Source organism: Marinomonas flavescens (assembly GCF_004352835.1).
Taxonomy (GTDB): Bacteria; Pseudomonadota; Gammaproteobacteria; order Pseudomonadales; family Marinomonadaceae; genus Marinomonas; species Marinomonas flavescens.
In genome coordinates, this window is sequence record NZ_SJSB01000003.1 from 203,272 (window position 1) to 228,314 (window position 25,043).

General features: G+C 42.9%; 21 protein-coding genes. 13 read left to right on the forward strand and 8 right to left on the reverse strand.

Going from position 1 to position 25,043, the window contains the following annotated elements; genetic code table 11:
* Positions 1–20 precede the first annotated feature (20 nt).
* The 6 genes from ftsA (at position 21) to mutT (ending at position 8,058) form a co-directional block, all read left to right on the forward strand.
* Positions 21–1,292: a cell division protein FtsA gene (gene ftsA / locus E0D70_RS04720; protein ID WP_133011126.1), complete on the forward strand. Its 1,272-nt coding sequence runs from the start codon at positions 21–23 to the stop codon at positions 1,290–1,292.
* Between the two features lie 39 nt (positions 1,293–1,331).
* Positions 1,332–2,576 carry a cell division protein FtsZ gene (gene ftsZ, locus E0D70_RS04725; protein ID WP_133011127.1) on the forward strand — a complete coding sequence of 415 codons (1,245 nt, stop codon included), beginning with the start codon at positions 1,332–1,334 and terminating at the stop codon, positions 2,574–2,576.
* A 107-nt stretch (positions 2,577–2,683) separates the two neighbouring features.
* Positions 2,684–3,601: a UDP-3-O-acyl-N-acetylglucosamine deacetylase gene (lpxC, locus tag E0D70_RS04730; RefSeq protein ID WP_133011128.1), complete on the forward strand. Its 918-nt coding sequence runs from the start codon at positions 2,684–2,686 to the stop codon at positions 3,599–3,601.
* Between the two features lie 145 nt (positions 3,602–3,746).
* Entirely contained in the window at positions 3,747–6,440 is a 2,694-nt protein-coding gene (secA, locus tag E0D70_RS04735; protein ID WP_133011129.1) for a preprotein translocase subunit SecA, read from the forward strand.
* A gap of 14 nt (positions 6,441–6,454) precedes the next feature.
* A complete protein-coding gene (gene argJ, locus E0D70_RS04740; RefSeq protein WP_133011130.1) occupies positions 6,455–7,675 on the forward strand; it encodes a bifunctional glutamate N-acetyltransferase/amino-acid acetyltransferase ArgJ in 1,221 nt (406 codons plus the stop codon).
* On the forward strand, positions 7,675–8,058 hold the full coding sequence (mutT, locus tag E0D70_RS04745; RefSeq protein ID WP_207923198.1) for an 8-oxo-dGTP diphosphatase MutT: 384 nt from the start codon (positions 7,675–7,677) through the stop codon (positions 8,056–8,058). Before argJ ends, mutT begins: the two co-directional genes overlap by 1 nt.
* Before the next feature lie 148 nt (positions 8,059–8,206).
* On the opposite strand, the gene gatB is transcribed toward mutT, so the two are convergent.
* From gatB to gatC, 3 genes are read right to left on the reverse strand one after another with little or no spacing between them, the layout of a single operon-like run.
* A complete protein-coding gene (gene gatB, locus E0D70_RS04750) occupies positions 8,207–9,652 on the reverse strand; it encodes an Asp-tRNA(Asn)/Glu-tRNA(Gln) amidotransferase subunit GatB (protein ID WP_133011132.1) in 1,446 nt (481 codons plus the stop codon).
* Position 9,653: 1 nt separating this feature from the next.
* A complete protein-coding gene (gene gatA, locus E0D70_RS04755) occupies positions 9,654–11,114 on the reverse strand; it encodes an Asp-tRNA(Asn)/Glu-tRNA(Gln) amidotransferase subunit GatA (protein ID WP_133011133.1) in 1,461 nt (486 codons plus the stop codon).
* A 12-nt stretch (positions 11,115–11,126) separates the two neighbouring features.
* On the reverse strand, positions 11,127–11,414 hold the full coding sequence (gatC, locus tag E0D70_RS04760; protein ID WP_133011134.1) for an Asp-tRNA(Asn)/Glu-tRNA(Gln) amidotransferase subunit GatC: 288 nt from the start codon (positions 11,412–11,414) through the stop codon (positions 11,127–11,129).
* Between the two features lie 236 nt (positions 11,415–11,650).
* Here gatC and E0D70_RS04765 point away from each other — a divergent pair, with 236 nt between their 5' ends.
* From E0D70_RS04765 to E0D70_RS04795, 7 genes are all read left to right on the forward strand, one after another.
* Positions 11,651–12,694 carry a rod shape-determining protein gene (locus tag E0D70_RS04765; RefSeq protein ID WP_133011135.1) on the forward strand — a complete coding sequence of 348 codons (1,044 nt, stop codon included), beginning with the start codon at positions 11,651–11,653 and terminating at the stop codon, positions 12,692–12,694.
* Positions 12,695–12,762: 68 nt separating this feature from the next.
* A complete protein-coding gene (gene mreC / locus E0D70_RS04770) occupies positions 12,763–13,548 on the forward strand; it encodes a rod shape-determining protein MreC (RefSeq protein WP_240536987.1) in 786 nt (261 codons plus the stop codon).
* Entirely contained in the window at positions 13,545–14,018 is a 474-nt protein-coding gene (gene mreD, locus E0D70_RS04775; protein WP_133011137.1) for a rod shape-determining protein MreD, read from the forward strand. Before mreC ends, mreD begins: the two co-directional genes overlap by 4 nt.
* 55 nt (positions 14,019–14,073) lie before the next feature.
* Complete coding sequence (locus E0D70_RS04780) at positions 14,074–14,682, forward strand: Maf family protein (protein ID WP_133011138.1); 609 nt, start codon at positions 14,074–14,076, stop codon at positions 14,680–14,682.
* Entirely contained in the window at positions 14,675–16,129 is a 1,455-nt protein-coding gene (rng, locus tag E0D70_RS04785) for a ribonuclease G (protein ID WP_133011139.1), read from the forward strand. Before E0D70_RS04780 ends, rng begins: the two co-directional genes overlap by 8 nt.
* Positions 16,130–16,140: 11 nt before the next feature.
* On the forward strand, positions 16,141–19,962 hold the full coding sequence (locus tag E0D70_RS04790; RefSeq protein ID WP_133011140.1) for a YhdP family protein: 3,822 nt from the start codon (positions 16,141–16,143) through the stop codon (positions 19,960–19,962).
* Complete coding sequence (locus E0D70_RS04795; protein WP_133011141.1) at positions 19,963–20,793, forward strand: carbon-nitrogen hydrolase family protein; 831 nt, start codon at positions 19,963–19,965, stop codon at positions 20,791–20,793.
* Positions 20,794–20,873: 80 nt separating this feature from the next.
* Here E0D70_RS04795 and yjgA read toward each other — a convergent pair whose 3' ends face one another.
* Genes yjgA through E0D70_RS04820 form a run of 5 tightly spaced genes read right to left on the reverse strand, consistent with a single transcriptional unit; the run spans position 20,874 to position 25,000 of the window.
* A complete protein-coding gene (gene yjgA, locus E0D70_RS04800; protein ID WP_133011142.1) occupies positions 20,874–21,410 on the reverse strand; it encodes a ribosome biogenesis factor YjgA in 537 nt (178 codons plus the stop codon).
* A gap of 6 nt (positions 21,411–21,416) precedes the next feature.
* Positions 21,417–22,769 (reverse strand): magnesium transporter, encoded by a 1,353-nt coding sequence (mgtE, locus tag E0D70_RS04805; protein WP_133011143.1) that lies wholly within the window; start codon positions 22,767–22,769, stop codon positions 21,417–21,419.
* Between the two features lie 8 nt (positions 22,770–22,777).
* Complete coding sequence (locus tag E0D70_RS04810; protein WP_133011144.1) at positions 22,778–23,047, reverse strand: HPr family phosphocarrier protein; 270 nt, start codon at positions 23,045–23,047, stop codon at positions 22,778–22,780.
* A gap of 9 nt (positions 23,048–23,056) precedes the next feature.
* Positions 23,057–23,506: a PTS sugar transporter subunit IIA gene (locus tag E0D70_RS04815; RefSeq protein WP_133011145.1), complete on the reverse strand. Its 450-nt coding sequence runs from the start codon at positions 23,504–23,506 to the stop codon at positions 23,057–23,059.
* 18 nt (positions 23,507–23,524) lie between these two features.
* A complete protein-coding gene (locus E0D70_RS04820) occupies positions 23,525–25,000 on the reverse strand; it encodes an RNA polymerase factor sigma-54 (protein ID WP_133011146.1) in 1,476 nt (491 codons plus the stop codon).
* Between the last annotated feature and the right edge of the window lie 43 nt (positions 25,001–25,043).

Sequence of the window (25,043 nt, forward strand, 5' to 3'; positions counted from 1 at the left end):
TTAAATGCCGGGAAGGTTAAATGATAGTCGGTCTAGATGTAGGCACATCAAAAGTTATTTGTTTGGTAGGAGAAGTTCTGGCAGACGGTAGTTTGGAAATTGTCGGTATTGGCTCTCACAGCTCCAAGGGAATGAAGCGCGGTGTTGTTATAAATATTGAATCAACCGTTCAGTCCATACAGCGTGCTGTTGAAGAAGCTGAGTTAATGGCTGGGTGTAATATTCACTCTGTTTATGTGAGTGTTGCCGGAAGTCATATTCGTAGTTTGAACTCTCATGGTATTGTCGCGGTCAAAAATGGGGAAGTGCAAAAAGAGGATATTGATCGAGTTATTGATGCAGCTCAAGCAGTGCCAATTTCTTCTGATCAACGTGTGTTACATATCCTTCCTCAAGAATATCATATAGATTCCCAAGAAGGGATCAAGGACCCGTTAGGCATGTCGGGGGTTCGTTTAGAAGCGAATGTTCATATGATTTCGGGTGCGGCAAACGCTGTGATGAATGTTGAAAAATGCATTAAGCGATGCGGTCTTGGTGTGGATGGTGTGATTTTATCTCAGCTTGCCTCGAGTGCGTCTTCGCTGAGTGAAGATGAAAAAGAATTAGGTGTTTGCTTGGTTGATATTGGAGCGGGCACGTCGGATATTGCTGTTTGGTTGGATGGTGCGTTGCATCATACTGCGGTAGTACCAGTCGCTGGTGATCAGGTGACAAACGATATTTCTATGGCGTTGCGTACGCCGACACAGCATGCAGAAGAAATTAAAGTTAAATATGCCTGTGCTATGTCTTCGCTAGCGGTTGTTGATCAAGCGATTCAGGTACCTAGTGTGGGTGATCGTCAGCCTCGAACTATCTCTCGACATGCTCTTGCGGAAGTTGTTGAGGCTAGATATGAAGAAATTTACAGTTTAATTCAAGATGAATTAAGACGCAGTGGTTATGCTGAACGAATCCCTGCAGGTATTGTAATTACTGGTGGTACGTCTCTTATGGAGGGTGCTGCCGAGTTAGCAGAAAAGGTATTTGATATGCCAGTCCGCTTATCAGTACCAGATTGTGCTAAAGGAATGTCAGGCATTGTCGATAACCCGATATATTCAACAAGTGTTGGATTATTGGCTTATGGAAGCAAAGAGGCTGAAGTTGCAGAGCCTTCTAAGCAAGTTATGTCTAAGACGCAAAGTAAACGAGATATATCATTGTTGGCAACAAAAGAAACCGGGTCTTCCTTCAGTGCAACGAAGGTGTGGCACAATTTAAAACACTGGTTTCAGAGCTACATGTAGTCAGCATTGATAACGAATTAATTAAGGAGCTATATGCCCATGAACGTCTTTGATTTAGCCGATGAGAATTTATCTGATAATGCTGTTATTAAGGTTATCGGTGTTGGTGGCGGTGGCGGTAACGCTGTTCGTCATATGCTTGAGAGTCAGTTGGAAGGTGTTGAATTTATCTGTGCGAACACAGATTCAAAAGCATTGATAGGATTTGATACAGGTGTTTCTTTACAGCTTGGCTCTACTATTACAAAAGGGCTAGGTGCTGGTGCTAACCCAGAGGTTGGCCGCGATTCTGCTCTTGAAGATCAAGAAAAAATTACACAATTGCTAACCGGTGCCGATATGGTATTTATCACTGCTGGTATGGGTGGTGGTACAGGTACAGGTGCGGCTCCAGTTATTGCTAAAGTTGCTCGCGAATTAGGTATTTTAACGGTTGCTGTAGTAACTAAACCGTTTCCTTTTGAAGGTCGTCGCCGAGCTAAAGTAGCTGAAGCGGGTGTTAAAGAATTGCGAGAAAATGTCGATTCATTGATTACTGTGCCAAATGAGCGATTGTTACCCGTACTAGGAAAAAATATTACGTTGTTGAAGGCGTTTGGTGAAGCGAACAATGTATTGTTTAATGCAGTACAGGGTATTACCGATCTTATTATGCGCCCTGGCTTAATCAATGTTGACTTTGCAGACGTAAGAACAGTGATGTCTGAAATGGGCATGGCGATGATGGGAACAGGTTCTGCTTCTGGTGATGACCGCGCGCGCGTAGCGGCGGAAGCAGCAATACATAACCCATTATTGGAAGATATTAACCTTAGGGGAGCTCGTGGAGTTCTAGTGAATATTACAGCCAACGAAGAAGTTGGATTGTCTGAGTTCACAGAGGTTGGTGGTATTATTGAAGAATACGCATCGGAAGATGCAACGGTTGTCATTGGTTGTGCTATCGATCCAAGTGTTGGAGATGAGATGCGAGTTACAGTGGTGGCAACTGGGTTAGAAGGACGATCTTCTGCAGAGATGCAGACGGCAGTAGGTGAGTCCGTTGTTTCTCAGCCAACTCAAGCTAACGTTGAGAAGGTTGTTGAAGAAGAGCGCGTTGTGCCGGCTCAGCAGAAAACTGCTTCAAGGCCAATGTTAACTCCGTCTTCAGCTAAGAGAGATGAAGTCGTTGAGAAAAGTTCTGAATCTGATGCTGGAGACTTAAATGAATCTTCTTCATCAGTAAATGGCGATAAATTGTCATACTTGGACATTCCCGCTTTCTTGCGTCGGCAAGCTGATTAGTTTGCGTAAAAAAGATGCAACTATAAAGCGTTGAATTGTATAAAAATTGTGTTATTGATATTATTCTTAATTGAAAATATATCTTGTCATGAAAGTGTAGGAATCTAATGGTACGTCAACACACATTAAAAAACATTATTCGAGCTACCGGTGTAGGTCTACACTCTGGTGAGAAGGTGTATTTGACATTAAAACCGGCCCCTGTAAATACAGGGATTGTTTTTGTTCGCACAGATTTGGATCCAGTTGTAGAGATTCATGGTGATGCGCGCTCGGTTGGTTCAACGAACTCAGCTACGACTTTATGTCAAGGAGATGTGAAGGTTAGTACCGTAGAGCATTTGCTTTCTGCTATGGCAGGGTTAGGCGTTGATAACGCTTATGTTGAAGTGAGCGCTAGTGAAGTTCCGTTGATGGATGGTAGTGCTAGCCCATTTGTTTTTCTTCTGCAATCTGCAGGATTGGAAGAGCAAAGTGCGCCTAAAAAATTCATCCGTATTAAGAAAGCGATTCGAGTAGAAGATGGCGATAAGTATGCAACTTTAGAGCCCCATTCTGGCTTTCGCTTATCTTTTACGATTGATTTTGAGCATCCTGCGATTGGTGAAGATGTTCAACATACATCGTTTGATTTTTCGACTACTACGTTTGTTAAAGAAATTAGCCGTGCTAGAACGTTTGGTTTTATGAAGGATCTTGAGTACTTCAAAAACAACAATTTGGCCCGTGGCGCGAACATGGATAATACGATAGCGCTTGACGACTTTCGCGTGTTAAATGAGGAAGGGTTACGCTATAGAGATGAACTTGTTCGTCATAAAGTGCTAGATGCAATTGGTGACTTGTATCTTCTTGGTCATAGTTTGATTGGGGAATATAAGGCCTTTAAATCTGGACATGGTTTAAATAATAAGCTTTTGTTGACATTGCTTGCGCAACAAGACGCATGGGAATATGTTGTCTTTGAAGACGCGGCCCAAGAAACCCCAATTTCGTATATTGAGCCAGCTTTTGTAGGCGCTTAATAATTGTACGAAATACTGAAAACTTAAAAAAGCCAGGCAAATTAGTCTGGCTTTTTTGCGTTTTGCTCCTTGATATTCCATGTTTTGTCCCACATTACCATGGTAGACTCTAATTCATTACTAATTTGGCGGCGTTGTATTCAAGATGTTAGGAACTGTATTAAAAAAAGTACTCGGCACAAAGAATGACCGAGAAGTAAAACGATTCAAAAAAGTCGTTATTCAAATTAATAAACTTGAAGAATCTTTCAGCAAGCTTACCGATGGCGAGTTAGCGGGGAAGACAAACGAGTTTCGTGAGCGTGTCAGCAAAGGTGAGTCATTAGATTCTTTGTTGCCCGAAGCTTTTGCTACTGTCCGTGAAGGAAGTCGCCGAGTAATGGGGATGCGCCATTTTGATGTGCAGCTGATTGGGGGTATTGTCCTTCATGAAGGTAAAATCGCTGAGATGCGCACCGGTGAAGGTAAAACACTCGTTGCTACCTTGGCTGTATATCTGAATGCCATTTCCTCAAAAGGCGTTCATGTTGTTACTGTGAATGATTACCTCGCTAAGCGTGATGCTAACTGGATGCGTCCACTCTATGAATTTTTAGATATGAGTGTAGGGGTTGTTTTTTCTGGACAAGAGCGAGAGGAAAAACGAGCGGCGTATTTGTGTGATATCACCTACGGTACAAATAATGAGTTTGGTTTTGATTATCTGCGCGACAACATGGTGTTTCGTTTTGAAGATCGTGTACAGCGAGAATTAAACTTTACCGTTGTTGATGAGGTTGACTCAATTTTAATTGATGAAGCCCGCACACCTTTGATTATTTCTGGTGCGGTTGAAGACAGCTCTGAACAATATCGTAAAATCAACTTCTTACCTCCGTTGCTTAAGCGACAAGAAGAGGGTGCTGAGGGTGAAGATGCGGGACACTATGTGTTCGATGAATCTCAGAAAAGTATTGAGCTGACTGAAGATGGTCACCAGTTTGTTGAAAGTTGGTTGGTAGAACAGGGTATGTTGCAAGAAGGGGACAGCTTGTATGCAGCAGGCAATTTATCTCTGCTTCATCATGTTCATGCTTGTTTAAAAGCCCATGTAATCTTTCACAAAAATATCGATTATGTTGTTCAAAATGATGAGGTTATTATCGTCGATGAGCATACTGGTCGTACTATGCAAGGTAGACGATGGTCTGAAGGTATTCATCAGGCTGTTGAAGCGAAAGAAGGTGTGACTATTCAAGCTGAAAGTCAAACTTTGGCATCAACTACTTTCCAGAACTATTTCCGCTTATATGACAACCTATCTGGTATGACGGGTACGGCAGATACTGAAGCGTTTGAGTTTCAGCAAATCTACGGCTTATCAGTTGTTGTGATACCGACTAATAATCCGGTACAACGAAAAGATTCTAATGACCTTATTTATATGTCTACAGAAGACAAGTTTGAGGCCATTGTCGTTGATATTGAGAACATCTCTGCTCAAGGTCGCCCTATTCTAGTGGGTACGGCGTCGATAGAATATTCTGAGTTGTTATCTGATTATCTAAATAAGAAAAACATCAAACACAATGTCTTGAATGCGAAGCAGCATGAGCGTGAAGCGCAAATTGTAGCCGAAGCTGGGCGTCCATCAGCAGTGACGATTGCCACTAATATGGCAGGTCGCGGTACTGATATTGTGTTGGGTGGTAATTTGCAGGTAGAGCTTGATCAGCTTGGCGAATCAGCGACGCAGGAAGAAGTTGATGCGTTAAAAGCGGATTGGAAAGAGCGAAATGCAGCTGTATTAGCTGCCGGCGGTTTGCATATTATTGGTACAGAGCGTCATGAGTCGCGCCGCATTGATAATCAGTTGCGTGGTCGTGCTGGTCGTCAAGGTGATGCGGGTTCTTCGCGTTTTTACTTGTCTCTTGAAGATAGCTTGATGCGAATTTTCATGTCTGACCGCATTAAAAAAATGATGCTGGCTTTGGGGATGGAGAAAGGCGAGGCTATTGAGCATAAGATGGTTTCTAATGCCATTGAGAAAGCTCAGCGTAAAGTAGAAGGTCGTAACTTTGACATCCGTAAGCAGCTTCTCGAATATGATGATGTAGCAAACGATCAACGCCAGGTTATTTATCGTCAGCGTTTCGATATGATGGTTTCTGAAGACTTATCCGAAGCGATTAACGCGATGCGTGAAGAAGTGGTTGCCAATCTTGTTAATGAGTTTATTCCTCCTCAAAGTGTTTACGATCAATGGGATTTGAAAGGACTGGAAGAAAAAGCTCGTAATGAGTTTGGTCTAGAGTTGCCTGTTGTTCAGTGGGTCGAGGAAGATTCTAAATTATATGAAGAGCCACTACGACAAAAGATACATGATGCCTTTGTTGATGACTATAAGGCTAAAGAGTTAGTAGCTGGCGCTGAGTCGCTTCGAGTTTTTGAAAAGCAGGTTTTACTGCAAGTGCTCGATACTTTGTGGAAAGAGCATCTTCAAACTATGGATATGCTGCGTCAAGGTATTCATTTACGCGGCTATGCTCAAAAAAATCCGAAGCAAGAGTATAAGCGTGAAGCTTTTGAGTTGTTCCAAGATTTGCTTGAGCAAGTTAAGTTTGAAGTTATTCAGATTGTGACTCGCGTTAAAGTTCAGTCTCCTGAAGAATCTGAGAAAATAGAAGAAGCGCGCCGTATTCAAGAAGAAAAAACGACATTGAGTATGCAGCATGAGTCTTCATCTGTGCTGTCTGAGGGGTCTTCGGATGATGCAGAGTATCCTAAGGTTGGTCGTAATGAGCCTTGTCCTTGTGGTTCCGGTAAAAAATACAAGCATTGTCACGGCAGTCTTGTTTAGTTGAGGGTGTTCGAATGGCAGTAGGATTGTGTGATTTCCCTAATATTCCTGAAATCAAAGGAGTGAAGATAGGGGTTGCTGAGGCGGGTATTAAAAAACCAAACAAAAAAGATCTTGTTATCTTTGAATTGTGTGAAGGGGCTGCTGTTGCTGGAGTCTTCACGCAAAATGCTTTTTGTGCAGCGCCAGTACGTTTATGTCAGAAACATTTGGCTAGCTCAAGCCCTAGGTATTTGCTGATTAATACCGGTAATGCCAATGCGGGTACGGGTAAGTTGGGTGTTGAAAATGCTTTGCTTACTTGCCAGGTGTTGGCTGAGCAAGCTGGTGTTGATGTCGATGCTATTTTGCCATTTTCTACAGGGGTTATCGGTGAACCATTGCCGACGGATAAAATAGTAGCGGCAATCCCAGCTGCGTTTCTGTCTCTCTCTGGGGATAGTTGGCGCGCTGCAGGCACTGGCATTATGACCACAGATACACTGCCTAAAGGTTCTGTTCGCTCATTTGAGTATGAGGGGCGTGCTTATACTGTTGCTGGTATTTCTAAAGGGGCGGGAATGATTCGTCCTAATATGGCTACCATGCTAGGTTATGTGTTTAGTGATATTGCAATGGATACGTCGCTTCTTCAGAAAATGTTGAAAGAAGTGGTTGGAAAGAGTTTCAATCGTATTACGATCGATGGCGATACCTCGACAAATGATTCCTGTATTGCGGTTGCAACAGGGAAAGCGGGTAATGAGGTGGTAACTGATGTTGCCTCACCATTGGCTCAAGCTTTTTTAACTGCCTTTACTGAGGTGATGCAAGAGTTAGCTCACGCGATTGTGCGTGATGGCGAGGGTGCGACTAAATTTGTTACTGTTGAAGTTCAAGGGGCGAATTTAGTATCTGACGCGACTAAGGTTGCGTTTGAGGTAGCTCATTCTCCTCTGGTGAAAACAGCTTTATTTGCCTCTGATCCTAATTGGGGTCGAATTTTGGCGGTGGTAGGTCGTGCTGGCGTTGAAGGTCTTGACGTGGATAAAGTTCAGCTCCATATAAATGGTTTTGAAATTGTTCGTGATGGTTGTCGATCACCAGACTATCTTGAGAAACATGGCCAAGAGGCGATGGCGCCTGAAGAAATTCATATCGTGATTAACCTTGGGGCGGGTGATGTCTCAGACACGGTATGGACGACGGATCTTTCGCGTGATTATGTGACTATTAATGCAGATTATCGTACCTGATGTTGGTGCGTGTTGCGGCAGGTATTATACTGCGAGATCAATCTGTTTTTATTGCTCTTCGTAAGGCAAGTCAGCATCAAGGTGATCTGTGGGAATTTCCGGGTGGAAAATGTGAGCCTGATGAATCTCCTGCTGATGCGTTAGCGAGAGAGTTGCATGAAGAGTGTGGAATAGTTGTTAGGCAAGCGAATTTTTTTCAGACGATTTCGCATGATTATGGTGATAAGCAGGTTGAGTTGATTTTCTTTGTTGTCACTCAATTTGACGGAGAGGCAAGAGGGAAAGAAGGACAGGAAGTGCGTTGGGTTTCTATTACTGACTTAGCTGATTACTCTTTTCCTGAGGCCAATAAAGTGATTGTAAGAGCATTATTGGATCAATAGTCTGTTATTTTTGTCGCCTGTTTATTGAAAAGCACTCTAAGTGATTAGAGTGCTTTTTTTGTGTCTTGAGGCTTTTGTAATGTGTTTTTTGAATATTCGGGAAAAAAAACGACCCTAAAGTGGGTCGTTTTAAATTGGTATGGGTTGGTTAGCCTTTAAGTAGCTTGGCTAGAATTGGATTTACCATGCCAGGGTTTGCTTTACCTTGAGAAGCTTTCATAACTTGGCCGACAAAAAAGCCAATCATTTTCTTCTGCTTGTCAGGTTCCGCGGCGCGGTACTGTTCCACTTGAGTCGCGTTCGCGTCTAAAATGGCTTGTATCATGCTTTCGATCGCGCCAGTGTCGGTGACTTGTTTAAGGCCTTTCGCGTCAATGATGGCGTCGGCTGAGCCTTCGCCGTTCCACATAGCTTGCAGCACATCTTTGGCTGTTTTGCCGTTGATAGTGTTGTCTTGGATGCGGGCAAGAAGTTTGCCAAAAGCACTTGCTGAAACGGGAGATTGGTTGATTTCTAGCTGAGCCTGATTTAGTAATTTACTTAGCTCCCCCATTACCCAGTTGGCGGTTAATTTAGGGTCTTTTGTGGCAGAGTTTGCTGCTTCAAAGAAGTCGGCCATTTCACGAGAAGAAGACAAAACGTGAGCGTCGTATTCGCTAAGGTTGTACTCACTCTGAAAACGTTTAGCTTTATGGCTAGGTAGTTCAGGTAGGCTTGCTTTAATGTCGTCAACGTACTCTTGGGTTAATTCTATAGGGAGTAGGTCGGGGCATGGAAAGTAGCGATAGTCATTCGCGTCTTCTTTAGAACGCATGCTTCGAGTTTCATTCTTTTCGGCATCGTATAAGCGAGTTTCTTGAGTGATTTTGCCGCCGTCTTCAAGGATGTCAGCTTGGCGTTCAATTTCGGTGTAGATGGCTTTTTCGATAAAGCGAAATGAATTCACGTTTTTAATTTCAGTTCGAGTGCCAAACTCTTTTTGACCTTTTGGGCGTAGTGAAATATTAACATCGCAGCGCATTGAGCCTTCTGCCATGTTGCCATCACAAATACCTAAATAGGTGACGATAGAGTGAATCATTTTAACGTACGCTACGGCTTCTTTTGCTGAGCGGATGTCTGGTTCAGAAACAATTTCTAGCAAGGGTGTGCTGGCGCGATTTAAGTCGATGCCAGTCATTCCTTGAAAGTCTTCATGTAATGATTTGCCAGCATCTTCTTCAAGGTGGGCGCGAGTGATGCCGATGCGTGAAGTGGTGCCGTCGTCAAGAAGAACGTCTAAATGGCCTTTGCCCACAATAGGGTGGTCCATTTGGCTGGTCTGGTAGCCTTTTGGAAGGTCGGGGTAAAAGTAATTTTTGCGAGCAAAGACAGAATGTATGCCAATTTCAGCGTTGATAGCATGACCAAACATAACAGCCATGCGCAATGCTTCTTTGTTGAAAACGGGCAAGGCGCCAGGCATGCCTAGGTCGACAAGGGTTGTTTGGGTGTTTGGTTCAGCGCCAAAGCCAACGGCTGCGCCAGAAAATAATTTTGATTTCGTAGAGAGCTGAGTATGAATCTCTAGGCCAATAACAACTTCCCAGTCCATATTATGCTCCTTTTGCCAATGTTGGTGTTTGTAAGTGCCAGTCGGTATTCTGCTGGAACTGGTGTGCGATGTTTAATAGCTTGGCTTCGGCAAAGTAATTGCCCATGATTTGTAAACCAACAGGCATGTCGTCTGCAAAGCCGGCAGGAACAGACATGGCTGGAATGCCAGCAAGGTTCACAGATAGGGTGTAAATATCTTCTAAGTACATAGCGACTGGGTCGTCTGTTTTGCTGCCAATGTCAAACGCAGTGGTTGGTGCGACGGGTCCCATGATGACATCGACTTCACTGAGCGCCTTAACGAAATCTTCTTTGATTAGGCGGCGAATTTTTTGTGCTTTTAGGTAGTAAGCGTCGTAATAGCCTTCAGACAGGGCATAGGTACCTACCATGATGCGTTTTTGTACTTCTGTGCCAAAGCCTTCAGCGCGCGAGCGGGTGTACATGTCTAGCAAGTCTTTTGGATCGTCACAGCGATGTCCAAATCGAACGCCGTCAAAGCGAGATAAATTAGAAGACGCTTCTGAAGGTGCGATAACGTAATAGGCTGGAATGCTTAGTTGTAGGTTCGGTAGTGATATTTCTTTCACTGTCGCGCCGAGTTTTTCAAACTCTTTCACTGCCGACATAATTGTATCAGCTACTTTAGGGTCTAAGCCTTCGCCAAAATACTCTTTCGGCAAGCCAATTTTAAGGCCAGTTAATGGCGCATTTAAGTTAGCTAAGTAGTCTTCTTTAGGTGTTTCAGAAGAAGTCGAGTCTTTTTCGTCAAAGCCTGCCATGGCTTGCATTAAGTGGGCGCAATCTTCGGCGCTTTTCGCCATTGGGCCACCTTGATCTAGGCTGGAAGCGTAAGCGATCATGCCAAAGCGTGACACGCGTCCATAAGTCGGTTTTAGGCCTGTTATGCCGCAAAACGATGCGGGCTGGCGAATAGAGCCGCCTGTGTCTGTGCCGGTAGCGGCAACAGCAAGTCCAGCGGCAACGGCAGCAGCGGAGCCACCAGAAGACCCGCCAGGTACTTTGTTTAGGTTCCAAGGGTTTTTAACGGCCCCGAAAAAACTGTTTTCGTTAGAAGAGCCCATCGCGAACTCATCCATATTTGTTTTGCCTAGCATTACTGCGCCCGCTTGTTGTATGCGGCTTGTTACTGTTGACTCATAAGGCGGAACAAAATTATTGAGCATTTTAGAGCCGCAAGTTGTCAGTACGCCTTGGGTGCAAAATAAATCTTTGTGAGCGATAGGTATGCCGGTTAGGCTGGTGCCCTTGTTGCTTGCTAGCAAGGTGTCGGCTGCTTTTGCTTGTTGTAATGCAAGCTCGTCACTGATGGTGATGAAGCTATTGAGCTGAGGATCAAGTTTGCTAATTCGATCTAAAAAAAGGCGTGTTAACTCAACGCTAGAAATATCTTTATTGCGCAATTTTGTCGCTAAGGTAGAGATGCTTTGTTCAAACATATTGTGTTCTCGTTAATCAATCACTTGCGGTACTAAGAAAAGGCCAGCTTCAGTTTGTGGCGCGTTGGCTAGGAACTCGTCTCGACGGTTGCCTTCTGTGACGACGTCTTCTCTGAGTCTCTGGGTCATTTCAAGTGGGTTGCCAAGCGGTTCAATACCATCGGTATTAACCGATTGCATTTGCTCAACGAGTGCTAATACGCTGGATAGTGATTGCTGGTATTGAGCTGCGTCTTCCTCAGTGAGGGCGAGGCGAGCCAGGTGTGCTATTTTTTGCACGTCTTGTTTGTTTATGGACATGTTCCACCTGATGTTAGATTGTCGAAAATGGTGTGTATTGTATCTCTTCAGGCAGGAGCTAGAAAGACCATGAAGGGAAAAAGCAATTTCTTTTCGATCAAATTAAAAAAATTCGTATAAACAATGAAATACCTTAAGACTTTTTGCTTATTTACGACGAATCGGCTTGCTGAATGTGTGGGCGATTGTTACATTTTCACACTGTTCGTATTGTATTCATTAGGGTGTGGAATTACATGTTTAAAAAAATTAGGGGAATGTTCTCTAGCGATTTGTCAATTGACTTAGGGACGGCTAATACCCTTATCTACGTTCGTGACCGTGGCATAGTGCTTGATGAGCCATCTGTTGTCGCCATTCGTCATAATGGGAATCAAAAAACAGTCGCGTCAGTTGGTAAAGATGCAAAGCGCATGTTGGGCAGAACGCCTGGAAATATTACGGCGATTCGACCAATGAAAGATGGGGTCATTGCCGATTTTCATGTCACTGAAAAAATGCTTCAGTATTTTATTTCTAAAGTGCATGAGAATAGCTTTTTAAAACCAAGCCCGAGGGTGTTGGTTTGTGTTCCTTGTAAATCAACACAAGTTGAACGACGTGCTATCAAAGAATCGGCATTGGGTGCCGGTGCTCGCGAAGTCTATATTATTGAAGAACCAATGGCGGCAGCTATTGGGGCTGGTCTGCCAGTTGCAGAAGCATCTGGCTCAATGGTTATTGATATTGGTGGCGGTACCACAGAAATCGCAATTATTTCCTTAAACGGTATTGTTACTTCTGAGTCTATTCGCGTTGGTGGTGATCGTTTTGATGAAGCGATTACAACGTATGTGCGTCGTCAATACGGTAGTTTGATTGGTGATGCTACGGCTGAGCGCATTAAAACCGAAATAGGCATGGCTTATCATACTGGTGAAGAGTTGCAGATTGATGTTCGCGGTCGTAACTTAGCTGAAGGTATTCCACGTTCCTTTACGTTGACCAGTACCGAAATACTAGATGCCTTGCAAGAACCGCTCGCGCAAATTGTTCAAGCAATCAAAGGTGTTCTAGAGCAATCTCCGCCAGAATTAGCGGCTGATATCGGTGAAACGGGCTTGGTTCTGACTGGTGGCGGTGCTTTGTTGCGTGAAATCGATCGTTTAATTAGCGAAGAAACAGGTCTTCCTGTGATTATTGCTGATGATCCGCTTACCTGTGTTGCTCGAGGTGGTGGTATGGCGCTTGAAATGATGGATAAACATGCCTCAGAGCTTTTTACTGCTGAAAATGAGTAATTGCTAGGAGCCATACCATTAATAATTCGCTTTATTTTAATGGCAAGATATCCAGCACGCGTTTTGTTGTGCTGGTCATCTTATCTATCATGATGATTGTTGCTGATACTAGATATTCTTTGTTTGCCCCGGTTCGTCCTTATCTCACTTGGCTTGTTGCGCCTATTCAGGTCGTGGTAAACACGCCACAAAAAATTCTTTACTGGACTGGTGAACATTTAGAGAGTCGCGAAGGACTGGTTAAAGAAAATCAATCATTAAACCAAGAAGTACTTATGCTTCAAAGTCGACTGCAGAAGTTAAACTCTCTCCAGGCTGAAAACGTTCGTCTGCGAGAATTGTTAGATGCTTCGCAGCGAGTTGATGAGAAAGTCGTTATGGCAGAAGTGATTGGTTTTGACCAAAATGCTTATAGTCATAAGCTACTTATCGATAAAGGTTTCTCTTCAGGTGCGTATGTTGGTCAACCTGTTTTGGATGCGACAGGAGTGCTGGGTCAGGTTGTAGAAACGTCTGCCTATACTAGTCGTGTTTTATTAATTGCTGATGCGAGCCATTTTATACCTGTTCAGTTATCTCGCACAGGTTTTAGAGGTGTATTACGTGGTGTTGGCGATTTAAAAGATTTGAAACTGATGAGTGTTCCGCAATCTGCTGACATTAAGAAAGGTGATATTTTGACAACGTCGGGCTTAGGTAAGCGTTTTCCAGCTGGGTATCCGGTCGGTGTTGTGCGTTCTGTAAAGCATATATCTGGACAACCCTATACTGAGGTGGATGTTGTGCCTTTGGCTCAGTTAGGGCGAAGCCGTCATGTGATGTTAATTGAAAAATCTAAGACGGAGCATCAATGAAATCCTTTAGTATTTTTGTTGTCACACTGATAGTTGCGCTTATGCTTGAGGCGATGCCTTTACCCGAGTCGTTGGTATGGTATCGACCTGAGTGGGCTTTGTTGGTTATTTTATATTGGGTTATTGCTTTGCCGTTTCGTGTTGGAGTGGGAGTCGCGTGGTTTCTTGGGTTGATGGTGGATTTACTGCAAGGTGGTATTATCGGTCAACACTCTCTGACTTATGTCATTATCGCTTTTTCATGTGCAATTTTTTATAAACGATTACGAATGTATCATCGCTGGCAGCAAGGTATTTTTGTCTGTCTCTTAGTGAGCATTAATCAGTTGGTTGGCTTCTGGATTGATCATTATCTTGGTAATGCGCAACCAACCTTGATGATTTTTATGCCGGCGATTATTACTGGCTTGCTTTGGCCATGGTCGTTTGTTGTATTACGCAGTATTCGTCGCATTTACTCGATTCGCTAAACTGTTTTTTCAAGTTGGTTTTTAGGTCTTTAAGGTCGTTTATTAGGAAGGGTTTATGCTTGTATTAGCTTCAGCATCGCCAAGAAGACAAGAGCTTCTGGCGCAATTAGTTAAGCGCTTTGAGGTCTGTCCTGCTGATATAGATGAAGCACCTTATGAAAATGAGGGCGCTGTCGATTATGTGCTTCGGATGGCGCGCGAGAAAGCGCAAGCCGCTGCTGAGAAGCTTAAAGCAAAACGAAACGAAATAGAAAATGTTGTTATTTTAGCATCCGATACAAGTGTTGTTGTTGATGGGGTTATTCTTGGAAAGCCTTCTTGTTTTGAAGACTCAAAAAGAATGCTTAGATTATTGTCAGGTCGTGATCATCAGGTAATGACCTCGATTTGCCTCTATGATTTACATCGTGAGCATGTTCAACTAACTAATGTTACTAGTAATGTTTCTTTTAGAGCGTTGTCTGATGTTGAAATAGCGCAGTATTGGAAAAGCGGAGAGCCTCAAGATAAAGCGGGCTCTTACGCGATTCAAGGGTTAGGGGCGGTGTTTGTTCGCTCAGTATCTGGCTCTTATTCTGCTGTGGTGGGTTTGCCTCTTTATGAAACATCTCAGTTACTTGCTTTGTTTGGTATTCATGCATTAGAGGAGATGTCCGGTGAGTGAAGATGTATTAATAAATGTCACCCCGATGGAAATTCGAGTGTCTCTTGTTGAAAATGGGATGCTGCAAGAAGTTTATATAGAGCGAGCCAGTCGTAAAGGCATCGTAGGCAATATTTATCAAGGTAAAGTGGTTCGTGTTTTACCTGGAATGCAGGCTGCATTTGTGGATATTGGTTTAGAGCGAGCGGCTTTTATTCATGTTTCTGAAGTGGCTGATCGTGATGCGATCAATCCAAGTGATCAAATCGGTGATTACCTTCGAGAAGGTCAATCTCTTGTTGTTCAAGTGACAAAAGACCCCATCAGCACAAAAGGGGCGCGTTTAACCACCCATCTTTCTATACCCTCTCGTTACCTTGTTTATATGCCTGATCAGTCTCATGTTGGTGTTAGTCAACGTATTGAGAATGAAGAGGAGCGTGAGCGTTTAAAATCTCTTATTTCTGAGGCGTTAAAAGACGCGGATGAAACGAATGGTTATATTTTACGAACTGCAGCAGAGCGAGCTGGCGAAGAAGAAATCCTAGCCGATATAAAATTCCTTACGCGTTTGTGGCAAGCAGTGAAACGACGAATTAAAGTTGCCAAAGCTCCCTCCATTATTTATGAAGATCTGCCGCTTCATTTGAGAACAATGCGTGATTTAGTGAGTTTAAAAACGGAAAAAATCCGTATAGATTCTCGAGAAAATTATGCCAAGCTTCGCTCTTTTGCTGAAGATTTTATGCCTGAGTTGACAGAACGCATTGAATATTATCCAGGCGAGCGTCCTATTTTCGATTTATACAGCGTTGAAGATGAAATACAAAAAGCCTTGGATCGTAAGGTACAGCTTAAGTCGGGCGGTTACTTGCTGGTTGAGCAAACTGAGTCTATGACAACCATTGACGTCAACACTGGGGCTTTTGTTGGCAGTCGAAATTTAGAAGAAACCATCTACAAGACAAATTTAGAAGCCGCGACTTCTATCGGTCGTCAGCTGCGATTGCGAAATTTGGGTGGCATCATCATTATTGATTTTATCGATATGGAAGATGAAGAGCATAAGCGGCAAGTACTTAGAATGTTAGAAAAAACACTAGACTCCGATCATGCTAAGACAAAAATTACTGGTGTCTCTGAGCTTGGTTTGGTCGAAATGACGAGAAAACGTACACGGGAAAGTTTGGGGCAGACGCTCTGCGAACCATGTCGTTCTTGTCGGGGTAGTGGGTTAGTAAAAACACCTGAAACAGTTTGCTATGAGGTCTTTCGTGAAATACTTCGAGCTGATCGTGCTTATGATTCACAGACCTATACAATATTGGCCGCGAGCTCAGTGGTTGATCGCTTTTTAGATGAAGAAAGCGTTGCTGTTGCTGAATTGGAGGCCTTTATAGGTAAAACAATTCGTTTTCAAGTTGATCTGGTTTATACGCAGGATCAATATGATGTTGTTCTTCGATAATAGGTTCTAAGATGAGGCAGTCTCTGCAAAGAGCGATCGGCGTTGTGTGGTGGGCGCTAGTGTGTGTAGCCGCTCTGCTTGCTATGACGGTTGTTGCGGTTAAGTTGTTGCTGCCTTGTCTTGATGACTATCGATTACAAATAGAGAGTAATCTCAGTCAGTTAACGGGCTATCAAGTGACGCTTAGTAAGATCGGTGGTCATTTGGAAGGGGTTGATCCTACTGTCTCTGTTAGTAATTTAGTGCTAACAGTTAATGGTGAGTCCGCTGTCAGTATTCCAGAAATAAGAGTTCGAATTGATCTTATTAAGTCTCTTCTGTCTTTAACGCCTCAATTTATCTATGTTCGTTTTGTTAAGCCCTCTTTATCCTTTCAGGAGAGTGGTGGTCAATGGCGACTAAAAGGTGCTGTGTCTTCATCCAATGTCAAAAGCGATGTGGGGGTGGAGAGGATCTTAGGCTATTTAACGGCGCAACAGCGGTTTTCTATTCTAAATGCCAAAATAGATATCAATAGTGAGCAATATGGTAAGCACGCTATTGCTATCCCAGCTGCCTATGTTTTTCAGTATTCTCAATCCTCGTGGATTAAGTCAAAAGTATATGTCGATGGTAATGCGACTCCTTTTGATCTCAACGCTAAAATCTATCAATCACTGGGTGCCTTTGGTGATTATCAAGTTGACGCGAGTGTTAATGTCCCTAATATTTTAATTCCTTTCAATGGTAAGTCTGAAACTTGGTCGGCTGACTTAACGAGTGCTGATTTTGCGGGCAAGCTTTGGCTTAATTATCGAGTTGGCGAAGGGTTTATGCTTCAGGCTAAAGCATCAAAACTTAGTGTTGCTTTTAAAAATGGTGAAGCTTATGAATCTGCGCCTTCTGTGCGAGTTGGGTACAGTCAAAAAAAGGCGAGTTTGTCTGTCGATGTTCATCATATGCAACTTAAAGATGAGCATGAAAAAACATATGAGCCAATGAACTTATCCTATGAATGGTCGACTGCTACCAACCAATCTTATTTGCTTTTCAATCAGTTTGATTTGGCGTTGGCTCATCGGATAGCAAATCATTTTTTACAACCTGATTGGCATATAACAAAACTAATTTCTGGACTATCGCCTAAAGGTGTTATTTCGAATGCTTCATTACGTATTGGTAAAAAAGACAATGCGGTGTCTTATCACTTTTTAAGCAATTTACAAAATGTCTCTAGCTCAGGCTATCTAGGTATTCCCAAAGCTGATCATATTGATGCGGTATTAAGTATTGCTGATACTGGAGGTTATATTCAGTTCAAGCAGCACAAGGGTGTGATTGCCTTTCCTGATCTCTATGCTAACGAATGGCAAGTCAGTTCGTTATCTGGCACGGTTAATTGGCAGCTTGTGCAAAATACACTGGTTGTTAGAGGGCAAGACTTAAAGTTGAAGCGTAATGGTTCTGACATTAAGGGCGGCTTTCGTTTTGAAGCCCGGCAGAACGCTCCAGATTGGCTGTCTTTGAATATTGCGGCGCAACATGTGCCTGTGGCGGATAGGCTTACTTACCTTCCTGACAAGGCGCTTGATGCTGGGTTGCGAAGCTGGATAAAAGACTCTTTTGCCAATAAAGGCGAAGTGAATAATGTTGATTTACTTATTCAAAGTGATTTGGCTGATGGTGCAGTGCCAGATGTTAGGCTAAAAATGGATGTAAGCGATGCGGATATTACTTTTGATAAGAATTGGCCCACGGCAAAATCGGTTAATGGTCAATTTACGTTGAATGAATCTGGTGTGCATGTTCTGGTGAAATCTGCGTCCTTATCAGATGTTGCTGTCTCGAATATTTCAGTGGATGTGCCCGTTAAAAACGGTAAGGCAGATTGGTTAAGTGTAAAGGGAAGTGTTGCGCAAGAATCGTCTGAAATGCTCCGTTTATTGCAGTCGACGCCGTTGGCGAATAATGTATTGGAGCCTTTTAAAACATGGCGTGTATCAGGCGTTATGGCTGGTGATTTTAATGTTTCCATTCCGCTTAATGAAACGCATAAAGAGCCAAGAGTAAGTCTTGGGTTACGCTTTAAGAATAATCCGGTTTATATTGGCGATATCGATTTGAATAATGTCGTTGATAAAGGCCAATTCAACTTTTCCAGCGAAAAAGGAATTTATGACTCCGATTTCGATATTCAATCTTTTGCTGGCCATACACATATGGTGCTTACATCATCTTTTGAAAAAGATGGTCGAATTAGTATATTGGGTCAACTATCAGGCTCGGCAAACCTTTATCAAATTGCACAGTGGCGAAAACTACCGGACTATCTAGCGAATAAGATCACTGGAGATGTTAAATATAACGGCACTTTGTCGATAAATAAGTCCCAGGAGGGGCAGGTTGACTTACTGATTAATAGCGATCTTAAGGGAGGAGCGATTGCGCTTCCGCAACCATTCTCTAAAGTATCTGCTCAGGTCATGCCTTTTACCTTTAAAATGATGTCTCACCAACAAGATATCGTGATTCAAAGTGACTTTTCTTCCTTAGTAAAGACGAATTTATTAATAAAATCGGGCCAGTTTATTGGTGGCGAACTGTATTTTAATAGTGATAAGCCGCTTCCGAGTAATATGAAAAAAGGTTTGGCAGTAGAAGGACAGTTTTCGTCTTTTGATGTATCAGACTGGAGTAATGTATTTGAGAAGTTAGGTGGGGAGGAGGGTTCTGTTCCTTCATTAAATGACAGTAATATTAAGTTGCCTGACTGGCTACGTTACGTGAATTTATTGATTGATAAGGTTGTAGTGAACCCGCAAAACAGCCTGCATAATGTTAAAGTGAATTATGATGCCAGCAATCCGAATGGAAAGTTCCAGGTTAGTTCAGATGAGCTGAATTTCAAATTTGATCATGATGGGCTTAAGCCGAGATTGCATTTTGGTTATTTAAGTTGGAATACCGATAGAGACGCGGGGGACGGTAGCCCTGATAAACCGCCTTTTCATGCCAGTCAAGTCCCTAATATGATCCTAATAGTGGATCAACTGTACATTAATCAAAAGCCTTATGGTGATTGGAATTTAAATGTGGTGCGAAATGGTAATGAGCTACGTATAGATCCATTTTCTTCTGTTTTGAAAAAAGGCAAATTTGATGGTCACCTTATTTGGAAGGATCATGCAGCTCAGCCAACCGTTATGTTAACTATCTCGGTAAATGGCAAGGATCTGGCTGAGTTGATAGATAAGTTTTCAAATAAGCCCTTTGTCACCTCTAAGCAATATAAAATTAATGTGGTTTTAAATTGGCAAGGTCACCCTTTCTACTTTAACCGCAAGACGGTATCGGGAAGGATTTCTTTTGACGCTGAGGATGGCAACTTTTCACAGGTGGATGAATTGCCTACTTTTATGAAAATATTTGGTATTTTTAATGTCGAATCATTAAAACGACGATTGAGTCTGGATTTTTCTGATGTCTATAAACCTGGATTAACGTATGACAGTTTCAAAGGTACTTTTGATATTAATAAAGGCATTCTTAAGACCACAAAACCTTTGAGTATCAGTTCTCCAACGGCAGAGGTGTCATTGGAAGGCACGGCAGATATAGTGAATGAGGCGTTAGATGAAACGTTAACGGCAACCTTGCCTATTACGCGCTCTTTGCCGTTGGCAGGTTTGTTGTGGGGGTCGCCTCAATTGGCGGGAATTTTGTTTCTTACAGATAAATTGATCGGCGATAGTTTATCAAAAGTCACCAGTGTCCAGTACCATATAAAGGGATCATTTGACAGTCCTGAAATTACACCGGTAAAGCACAAGCCAGTAAAAAAGGTGAGTAATTAAATGAAATCACTTCGCATCGCAGCTATTCAGTTAACGAGTACCGCTGATTGGGCTCAAAATTTAGAAATGACGAAAAAATGGGTCGGTTTGGCGGCAAAAGATGGCGCGAGGTTGATTGTTTTACCAGAAAATGTGTTTTTATTTGATGGCAAAGCAATGCGTTATTTGGCAGATTCTCCTCCACAGGATGAAATTCTGAAAGAAGTATCCCAGTTAGCTATCAAGCACTCTATTTATCTTGTTGTAGGCTCTCACCCATCGGCTAATCGTGTCACAGGTGAGGACGTTGGCGGTGGGCGAGTGCGTCAGTCTTGCTTGGTTTTTTCTCCTGATGGGGAACTGATAAAACGCTATGACAAAATTCACCTTTTTGACGTGGCGGTTAACGACAAAGCAGGAACTTACAAAGAATCGGCATCGATTGAGCCTGGGGATATTGAGACCCAGATCATTGATGTGGATGGTTTTAAAGTGGGTCTAAGTATTTGCTACGATGTGCGCTTCCCTGAGCTTTATAGGGCCTTATCAAAGGCGGGAGCGGAAGTCTTGCTTGTGCCGGCGGCATTTACCTATGTTACAGGTAAGGCGCATTGGAACACTTTATTAGCAGCCCGAGCCATAGAGAACCAGTGTTTTGTACTAGGTGTTAATCAATGCGGTTGGCACAACGATACTCGACAAACTTATGGTCATAGTGTGTTGTATTCACCAAATGGTGAGTTTCTTGCTGGATTGGAAGAAGAGCCTGGGTATTTTGTTTGCGACATTACCGATGAAGTATTGCTGGAGTGTCGTAACAAGATGCCTTGTTTGTCGCATCGTCGTCTGTAAAAAAAGCGCCTTAGGTATTTCACTTAAGGCGCTTTAATCAAATAACGATTGTTAATCTTGTGCTTGCTTAGCGAATTGTTCTATTCGGATAAGCCTAATTTCTTTTCTTCAGCTTCTCTTAGAAAGCGAAACAGTTTTTTTCTGTTTGTTGTATTGCTCTGTAGAGAGGCTTCTTTTTGTGATGAGCGAATCAGTTGTCTAAGTTGTTGAATATCTTCGACCTCAGGGTGATCTGTTAGATACTCAGCAAGCACTTCTTTGCTATGTTCTCCAATTAGAGCATCACGTTTTAGCTCTAGTTGGTGGAATAGCTTGTTATAGGCAGCAGACGTACTATCAAATATGGCTATGCTATGCGCAATAGATTCATGATCCTCAGTGCGCATCACTCTGCCAATATATTGTAGATGTCTTCTTGATGCTTCGTGCTGTTTTATGCGAGTGGCTTCAGTAAGAGCGGCTCTCAATGTTTCAGACATCTGGATTTTCTTTTGCTGATTTTTACTCAGGCTTAATAATTTCTTACCTAGCTCTTGTAGGCCTTCCATTTCACGCTTGATCTGCGTTTTACTTTTAATAATTTCTTCATCGTCATCAATTTGATCAAAGTCTGTCATGGGAACCTATACTAAAAAAATGGTAGCAAGACCGAGGAAGGCTAAAAAGCCAACGACATCAGTCACAGTTGTTAAAATCACACTGGCGGCTAAAGCTGGGTCGATACCAAGTTTTTTTAAGAAAATTGGTAATAGCGTGCCTGTGAGTGCGGCAAAAAACAGATTTATGATTGTCGCGCTTGCAATGATATAGGCAATCTTTATGTTGTCAAACCAAAGTGCTGTTAAAGCGGCAATAACGGTCGCCCAAAGTATACCATTTAATACGCCAACAATGAGTTCTCTGTTTAAAAGCCATCGAGTATTGGTCGCACCTATCTGGTTTAAGGCAATGCCTCGAATGACAAGAGTCAGTACTTGAGACCCTGCAATGCCGCCCATGCTGGCAACAATTGGCATCAGAATAGCAAGCGCGACAATTTGATCTAGGGTGTGCTGAAATAAGCCAATTACATACGATGCGATGAATGCGGTAATTAAGTTGATGCCGAGCCAAACTGCGCGTCGTCTCGTTGTTTTTAGTATGGGGGCAAAAGTGTCTTCGTCATCGTCTAGGCCGGCCATGCTCAGCATTGAGTGTTCTGCTTCGTCGCGAATTACATCAACTACGTCATCGATAGTGATTCGACCTAATAGTTTTTTTGTGATGCTATCAATAACGGGAGCCGATACTAGGTCCATCTTTTCAAAGAGTTGTGCTACTTCGCTAGCGGGTGTGTTGGCATCAATAACGGTATTGTCTGTTTCCATAATGTCGCGCACGGTGCAATTCACGTCTGCAACCAGTAGTTTTGTTAGAGGCAGCGTTCCTAGTAGGCGATCAGAGCGACTAACAACCAGTAGGCTATCGGTCATATCTGGAAGAGTCTTATGCCGGCGTAAGTAGCGAAAAACGATATCAAGGGTAATGTTTGGACGGATAGTGATTGTATCCGTATTCATCAAACCGCCAGCGGAGTCCTCTGAGTAGCTTAATAATGCTTCCACTCGCATTCTGTCTTGGCTGGACATGGAAGCTAGAACTTCTTTTACAACGGTCTCTGGGAGGTGTTGTAAAAGATCGGCAAGGTCATCACTTTCGAAATGCTCAGAAACAGCGACTAGGCGTTCTGTGTCCATGTTTAACATGAACTGTACGCCAATCTCTTCACTTAAGTATTGGAGTACTTCGCCTTCATTTTTAGAGTCGATTAAATCCCAGAGAAGTTTACGTTCTTTTGGTGGGGATGACTCAAGTAAGCGGGCAACGTCTTGTGCGGGTAGGGCGCCGTTAAGTAAATAACGGATTTGCATGGTGGCACCGGATTCTAGAGATTCGGTGACCGTTTGAAGATGAGCGAGAGTAGTTTGTTCTGACATGGCCGTCCTTACTCGTCTTCGCCAAAGCGATCATGGATCAAGGCGATGATCGCTTTGATTGCTTCCTCTTCGTCTTCCCCATTGGTTTTGATCTTGATGTCAGTACCTTTACTGGCTGCTAGCATCATCATCGCCATAATGCTTTTCCCATCCACATTACGACCATCTTTTTCAATGGTGATGTCAGAAGAGAAACGTGAGGTTGTTTCGACCAGTTTTCCCGCTGCACGAGCGTGAAGGCCAAGTTTGTTTATGATTGTGACAGACTCTTCCAACATGTTTTTTCCTTATAGTAGAGAATCTAGTGCTGCAAATAGAGCGTCGTTTGTTTCTGCTGATCTAAGCTTGTTTAAGGCGTCATCCGACTGTGCCAACTCTGCTATTTCGGCAAGTGTAGATAGGTGTTCGTCGCATTCCTGTGGCGGTACGATAAGTGCAAAGACTAAATCAATGGGTTTCTTGTCTATAGCATCGAAATCGATAGCAGATTGTAACGAAATTGCGATAACAGCAGTGTGATTGGCAGTTTCTAGGCGACAATGTGGAATAGCAATACCATTGCCTATGCCTGTGCTGCCGAGTTTTTCTCGACTTAACAGTGCTTCATAAATGGCTTCTTTGTCACAATGAAGTCGGTTTGCAGCAACTTCAGCAATGCTTTCAAGAATGCGTTTTTTACTGACGATGTCTTGTTTTGCTAGTACAAGGTCTGTTTTTAATAATGATTTCAATGGCATAGGGAAATATTATCCGTATTAGATCAATCGTTTTCGTTCATTTGAAGGAGGAATATTCATTGCCTCGCGGTATTTTGCCACAGTACGTCGTGCTACCTGTATGCCTTGGTCGGCTAAAACAGTGGCCAGTTTATTGTCACTTAGCGGTTTTTTAGCCGGTTCTTCCAGTACTAATTTTTTAATCATGGCTCTTATTGCAGTAGAAGAGCATTCGCCACCTGAGGCGGTGTTTACATGGCTAGAGAAGAAATATTTTAGTTCAAATATGCCTTTAGGTGTGTGCATGTATTTATGCGTAGTAACTCGCGAAATAGTAGATTCGTGCATGCCTACTTCTTCGGCTACATCATGCAACACCATGGGTTTCATGGCTTCTTCGCCTAATTCGAAAAAATCAATTTGACGTTTAACGATACAGCTAGTCACTTTTAATAGTGTTTCGTTGCGGCTTTGCAGGCTTTTCATGAACCATTTGGCTTCTTGCAATGAATTCTTTATGTATGTTGCGTCTTCTGAGGTGGACGCAGTGCTTGCCATTGCAGAGTAGGTTTCATTAATTTTGACAGGTGGAAGGGCGTCATTATTTAGTTCGACTTGCCAAGTGTTATTTATTTTTTTAACAGATACGTCAGGTATTACATAATCTGTGTCATCGGAATCAATGATAGAGCCTGGGCGTGGATTAAGTTGTTGAATTAACTCAACCACTTCTTTTAATGATTCTTCTTTGAGTTTTGTTTTTCGACTTAATTGTACAAAATCACGATTACCCAGCAGAGGTAAATAGTTATCGACTAAATTGTAAGTGCTTTTGTACAGTGGGTGGTCGCGAAAGGCTTCTAGTTGGACTAATAAGCAATCGCGTAAGTCGGTTGAGCAAACGCCAACAGGATCAAAGCGTTGGAGTCTATGCTGCACCGCCATTACTTCGTCAAGTTCTAAGTCTTCTAGTTCGCTGGAGAGCGATTCCCATATATCTTCCGCTGTAATGCTCAAATAGCCATCAGATTGGACGCACTCGATGATTGCGTAAGCGATTTCTATGTCTCGGTCTGACATGTGCGTTAAATTGAGTTGCCAAATTAGATGGTCTTGAATGCTTTCTGAGGGAGCATTACGGCTCTCATAGTCGCTTTCGCCTTCATAGTTTGTGCTAGAAGTGACCGCGGCCGCTGAGTTTTGAAAGGTGTCGTCCCAGTTGCTGTCGATAGATAGCTCTTCAGGGATGCTGTCGGTCCACTCCGATTCGACACGAGCTTCTTCGCTTGAGTTCGCTTCAACTTTCTTGTCGTTTGCTTCTTGTTGTTCTCTTGTCGGTACTTCTGAACTGGCATAGTCATCATCGTCTATTTCTAATAGAGGGTTTGACTCTAGAAATTCATGAATTTCTTGTTTCAGATCTAACGTAGAAAGCTGCAGCAACCGAATGGCTTGTTGCAGCTGAGGCGTCATGGTCAGTTGTTGACCGATTTTTAGTTGCAAGGACTGCTTCATAAAGAAACACTTCTAATAAGAGAAAATTGGAACGAGTTATGCA

Coding starts and splice junctions, on each gene's coding strand:
- gatC (WP_133011134.1), bottom strand. CDS start 11,414: ATGTCCATAAACAAACAAGACGTGCAAAAAATAGCACACCTGGCTCGC.
- E0D70_RS04795 (WP_133011141.1), top strand. CDS start 19,963: ATGAAATCACTTCGCATCGCAGCTATTCAGTTAACGAGTACCGCTGAT.
- E0D70_RS04815 (WP_133011145.1), bottom strand. CDS start 23,506: ATGCCATTGAAATCATTATTAAAAACAGACCTTGTACTAGCAAAACAA.
- E0D70_RS04765 (WP_133011135.1), top strand. CDS start 11,651: ATGTTTAAAAAAATTAGGGGAATGTTCTCTAGCGATTTGTCAATTGAC.
- E0D70_RS04810 (WP_133011144.1), bottom strand. CDS start 23,047: ATGTTGGAAGAGTCTGTCACAATCATAAACAAACTTGGCCTTCACGCT.
- gatA (WP_133011133.1), bottom strand. CDS start 11,114: ATGTTTGAACAAAGCATCTCTACCTTAGCGACAAAATTGCGCAATAAA.
- mutT (WP_207923198.1), top strand. CDS start 7,675: ATGTTGGTGCGTGTTGCGGCAGGTATTATACTGCGAGATCAATCTGTT.
- mreD (WP_133011137.1), top strand. CDS start 13,545: ATGAAATCCTTTAGTATTTTTGTTGTCACACTGATAGTTGCGCTTATG.
- E0D70_RS04820 (WP_133011146.1), bottom strand. CDS start 25,000: ATGAAGCAGTCCTTGCAACTAAAAATCGGTCAACAACTGACCATGACG.
- E0D70_RS04790 (WP_133011140.1), top strand. CDS start 16,141: ATGAGGCAGTCTCTGCAAAGAGCGATCGGCGTTGTGTGGTGGGCGCTA.
- secA (WP_133011129.1), top strand. CDS start 3,747: ATGTTAGGAACTGTATTAAAAAAAGTACTCGGCACAAAGAATGACCGA.
- ftsZ (WP_133011127.1), top strand. CDS start 1,332: ATGAACGTCTTTGATTTAGCCGATGAGAATTTATCTGATAATGCTGTT.
- gatB (WP_133011132.1), bottom strand. CDS start 9,652: ATGGACTGGGAAGTTGTTATTGGCCTAGAGATTCATACTCAGCTCTCT.
- mgtE (WP_133011143.1), bottom strand. CDS start 22,769: ATGTCAGAACAAACTACTCTCGCTCATCTTCAAACGGTCACCGAATCT.
- yjgA (WP_133011142.1), bottom strand. CDS start 21,410: ATGACAGACTTTGATCAAATTGATGACGATGAAGAAATTATTAAAAGT.
- E0D70_RS04780 (WP_133011138.1), top strand. CDS start 14,074: ATGCTTGTATTAGCTTCAGCATCGCCAAGAAGACAAGAGCTTCTGGCG.
- ftsA (WP_133011126.1), top strand. CDS start 21: ATGATAGTCGGTCTAGATGTAGGCACATCAAAAGTTATTTGTTTGGTA.
- lpxC (WP_133011128.1), top strand. CDS start 2,684: ATGGTACGTCAACACACATTAAAAAACATTATTCGAGCTACCGGTGTA.
- argJ (WP_133011130.1), top strand. CDS start 6,455: ATGGCAGTAGGATTGTGTGATTTCCCTAATATTCCTGAAATCAAAGGA.